3 protein-coding genes and 2 pseudogenes are annotated in these 3,438 nt (G+C 59.7%); 2 read left to right on the top strand and 3 right to left on the bottom strand.

Features of this window, described 5'->3' with window-relative positions; all coding sequences use genetic code 11:
* Nucleotides 1–43 precede the first annotated feature (43 nt).
* Genes HV796_RS40880 through HV796_RS40870 form a run of 3 tightly spaced genes read right to left on the bottom strand, consistent with a single transcriptional unit; the run spans nt 44 to nt 1,249 of the window.
* Complete coding sequence (locus HV796_RS40880; RefSeq protein ID WP_175233368.1) at nt 44–577, bottom strand: hypothetical protein; 534 nt, start codon at nt 575–577, stop codon at nt 44–46.
* Nucleotides 570–962 (bottom strand): HepT-like ribonuclease domain-containing protein, encoded by a 393-nt coding sequence (locus HV796_RS40875; protein WP_175233367.1) that lies wholly within the window; start codon nt 960–962, stop codon nt 570–572. Before HV796_RS40875 ends, HV796_RS40880 begins: the two co-directional genes overlap by 8 nt.
* Entirely contained in the window at nt 959–1,249 is a 291-nt protein-coding gene (locus HV796_RS40870) for a nucleotidyltransferase family protein (RefSeq protein ID WP_175233366.1), read from the bottom strand. The genes HV796_RS40875 and HV796_RS40870 overlap by 4 nt, the downstream gene beginning before the upstream one ends.
* 159 nt (nt 1,250–1,408) lie before the next feature.
* On the opposite strand from HV796_RS40870, the pseudogene HV796_RS40865 reads away from it, so the two are divergent.
* Both HV796_RS40865 and HV796_RS40860 read left to right on the top strand, forming a co-directional pair.
* A pseudogene (locus HV796_RS40865) lies at nt 1,409–3,195 on the top strand (Tn3 family transposase); the annotation flags it as partial.
* 61 nt (nt 3,196–3,256) lie between these two features.
* Nucleotides 3,257–3,438: pseudogene (locus HV796_RS40860) on the top strand (IS6 family transposase); the annotation flags it as partial.

The following is a 3,438-nucleotide window of genomic DNA, read 5'->3' as shown; positions in this document are numbered from 1 at the left end:
GTCGCTCGCAACAAGCTCAAAAGCGCTCAGCACCGACCTTCGATCATCGCCGCGTGCTGGATTCAGGCAACCTTGTGGTGACGTCATGATTTATGGAAAGGTCAATAGTACGGCAAACAGGATTCTCTTGAAAACTTCCAGGACGCCACTCGCTACTCCGATCGCGTACAAACCGAAATATCATGAGTGGGTGATTCACTCGCGAAAGCCCAAGTTCCTTTCGGAGGTCATTGCGCAGCAGAGAAAGTACGTTATCGATTGTGCCCCCTCCTACTGACGCGTGCGCCTTAAGATATTTCACCGTTTCCGTTATCTGATCAGGGCTGCCGAGGAATTGGATGTCCGCAACAGCAGATTCAAAAGCGACGGCCTGTTCTTCGGTCTTGTCTTCGCGATTCGCCGCATTTTCTAGTCGGCGATATGCTTCCAGTAAGTATTGGACAATCAAGTCATGTCGCTTACTGGCGTGGTCTCTGGCCGTATTGGAACGGTGTACAACATACCAGCCAACAACAGCAACAAGTGCAGCAAGCATCGGGCTTAACAGTGGCGTCAGGGGGAGAGTTTGGTCAAGCATCAGATGCCCCTCCACAGTCGTTGCGGTCTTCGTCCTCGGCATCCTGACGCACGGCAGGCAGTTGCTCGAGCAACTCCGGCAGCCATTCTTGTACCGTCTCCCACACCACATCGAGGTTGATGTCGAAATAGCCGTGGGCCATCCGATTACGCATGTTGCGCATGCTGCGCCACGGCACTTCGGCGTGCGCCTGGATGAACTCGGCATATCCATCCATTACCTTCGTGGCAGCCTCGCCAATGATGATGAGGCTCATGATGACGGCCTGCTGGGTGCGCTTATCGGCCAAGAAGTCATCCTTGGCCAGTCCCTCTACGAAGCTGCGCGCATCGGCTGCGGCTTGCTGTACGTGATCAAGGTAATCGGGCAGTCGGTTCTCGCTCATACCGGCTGCGCCTCCGCGAGCACCTTGGCTCGAAACTTCGGCGGCAGGTCGCCGGGTGTTAGCAAATCGACGTCAACGCCCAGCAGCGATTTCAGTTCGTCCTCCAAATCGCCCAAGTCCAATAACGTGGCACCAGGCAGAGCATCGACCAGCAGATCGAGGTCGCTACCGTCCCGGTCGGTGCCATGCAGCACCGAGCCGAAGACGCGCGGGTTCGCCGTGCGAAAGCGGCCTACCACTTCGCGCACTGCGCCTCGCTTCAAGTCGAGCACAACGGAAGGTCGCATGGGTATCCTTTCTTATCGAAACTCGTTGAGATGATATGAAATCAAGAATAGAGTTTCAAGAACTATTTTCGAGAACCACAATGTCTTGATTCCGTGTGCCGCGCCGATTGCCTTGGCGGGCTTGTCACAAACCAACGTTTTCAAGAAGAAGGAGACTGCATGCCGCGCCGTTCAATCCTGTCCGCCGCCGAGCGGGAAAGTCTCTTGGCGTTGCCGGACACCAAGGACGAGTTGATCCGTCACTACACGTTCAGCGACTGTGACCTCTCCATCATCCGGCAGCGGCGCGGCCCGGCCAACCGCTTGGGCTTCGCCGTGCAGCTCTGCTACCTGCGCTTTCCCGGCGTCATCCTTGGCGTTGGTGAGCCGCCGTTTCCGCCCTTGCTGAGACTGGTCGCCAACCAGATCAAGGTCGGCGTCGAAAGTCGGGAGGAATATGGGCAGCGGGAACAGACCCGGCGTGAGCACCTGGTCGAGCTGGAAACGGTGTTTGGCTTTCAGACCTTCACCATGAGCCACTACCGGCAGGCCGTCCAGTTGCTGACCGAGTTGGCCATTCAGACCGACAAGGGCATCGTGCTGGCCAGCGCCCTGATTGAACATCTGCGCCGCCAGTCGATCATTGTGCCTGCCCTCAGCGCCGTCGAGCGGGCGAGCGCCGAGGCGATCACCCGCGCCAACCGGCGCATCTACGAAGCGTTGGCCGAGTCTCTGTCGGACGCGCATCGCGGTCGCCTCGAGGACCTGCTCAAGCGCCGCGACAACGGCAAAACGACTTGGCTGGCCTGGCTGCGCCAATCGCCTGCCAAGCCGAATTCCCGGCACATGTTGGAACACATCGAGCGCCTCAAGGCTTGGCACGCACTCGACCTGCCTTCGGGCATCGAGCGGCTGGTTCACCAGAACCGGCTGCTCAAGATCGCCCGCGAGGGCGGCCAGATGACGCCCGCCGACCTGGCCAAGTTCGAGCCGCAGCGCCGCTACGCCACCCTGGTGGCGCTCGCTATCGAGGGCATGGCCACCGTCACCGACGAAATCATCAACCTGCACGACCGCATCCTGTGGGCAAGCTCTTCAATGACGCCAAGAAGAAGCACCAACAGCAGTTCCAGGCATCCGGCAAGGCGATCAACGCTAAGGTGCGCCTGTACGGGCGCATCGGGCAGGCGCTGATCGAGGCCAAGCAAAGCGGCAGCGATCCGTTCGCCGCCATCGAGGCCGTCATGTCCTGGGACGCCTTCGCCGAGAGCGTCACCGAAGCGCAGAAGCTCGCGCAGCCCGAGGACTTCGATTTCCTGTACCGCATCGGCGAGAGCTACGCCACGTTGCGCCGCTACGCGCCGGAATTTCTGGACGTGCTCAAGCTGCGGGCCGCTCCCGCCGCCAAGAACGTGCTCGACGCCATTGAGGTGCTGCGCGGCATGAACAGCGACAACGCCCGCAAGGTGCCCGCCGATGCCCCGACCGACTTCATCAAGCCGCGCTGGCAGAAGCTGGTGATGACCGATGCCGGCATCGACCGGCGCTACTACGAACTGTGCGCACTCTCCGAACTCAAGAACGCGCTGCGCTCCGGCGACATCTGGGTGCAGGGTTCGCTCCAGTTCAAGGATTTCGAGGACTATCTTGTGCCGCAGGAGAAGTTCGCCAGCCTCAAACTGTCCGCCGAACTGCCGCTGGCTGTCGCCACCGACTGCGACCAGTACCTACACGACCGGCTGACGCTGTTGGAAACGCAACTCGCCACCATCAACCGCATGGCGCTGGCGAACGACCTGCCGGATGCCATCATCACCGAATCGGGCCTCAAGATCACGCCGCTCGATGCGGCGGTGCCCGAGACTGCGCAGGAGCTGATCGACCAGACGGCGATGATCTTGCCACACGTCAAGATCACCGAATTAATGTTGGAGGTGGACGAATGGACTGGCTTCACTCGACACTGGTTCTGTCGCATTAAGGCGGAGAAGGTAAAATTCGAGGCTGACGAAAACGCTTGGCCGCGTGATGAAGAAGACACTGACGCCACGAACGACGCTGGCACCGGGCATTACCAAGGTTCTGAAGCGGCTGCACTTTCCGCTTGAAGTGATGCTGCTGTGCGTGCGATGGTACGTTGCCTACTCGCTGAGTCTGCGCAATCTTGAGGAGATGCTGGCTGAGCGCGACATTGGCGTCGATCACTCGAC

It is taken from the genome of Paraburkholderia humisilvae (assembly GCF_902859855.1).
Taxonomy (GTDB): Bacteria; Pseudomonadota; Gammaproteobacteria; order Burkholderiales; family Burkholderiaceae; genus Paraburkholderia; species Paraburkholderia humisilvae.
This window is presented reverse-complemented; position numbering and strand designations above follow the sequence as displayed.

What these genes read in the sequence shown, in the direction of transcription:
- HV796_RS40880 (WP_175233368.1), bottom strand. Translation starts at nt 577, where the DNA reads ATGCTTGACCAAACTCTCCCCCTGACGCCACTGTTAAGCCCGATGCTT.
- HV796_RS40875 (WP_175233367.1), bottom strand. Translation starts at nt 962, where the DNA reads ATGAGCGAGAACCGACTGCCCGATTACCTTGATCACGTACAGCAAGCC.
- HV796_RS40870 (WP_175233366.1), bottom strand. Translation starts at nt 1,249, where the DNA reads ATGCGACCTTCCGTTGTGCTCGACTTGAAGCGAGGCGCAGTGCGCGAA.